This is a genomic window from Photorhabdus sp. RM96S (assembly GCF_042879335.1).
Lineage (GTDB): Bacteria > Pseudomonadota > Gammaproteobacteria > Enterobacterales > Enterobacteriaceae > Photorhabdus > Photorhabdus kayaii.
This window is the reverse complement of the sequence record NZ_JBHFKT010000329.1, coordinates 1-211: the sequence shown is the minus strand read 5'-3', so window position 1 is coordinate 211 and position 211 is coordinate 1. Positions and strand designations below refer to the sequence as shown.

At 49.3% G+C, this 211-nt stretch carries 1 pseudogene; it reads left to right on the top strand.

Going from position 1 to position 211, the window contains the following annotated elements:
• Nucleotides 1–211: pseudogene (locus tag ACGF49_RS25550) on the top strand (IS5/IS1182 family transposase); the annotation flags it as partial.

Sequence of the window (211 nt, the reverse complement as noted above, 5' to 3'; positions counted from 1 at the left end):
AGTTATTGTCAATACTGGATGAACAAGATTTGGTTGATTGGTCAGCCATATCACTGGATGGCAGTAACATTCGTGCGGCACATTGTGCGGCTGGCGCCCAAAAAAACATCCTGATGTCACCGCAGACCATGGCCTGGGTCGCTCTCAGGGTGGTTATGGTTCCAAAATCCATCTGGCTGTCGATGGAAAAGGCCATCCACTGAATGTGGTA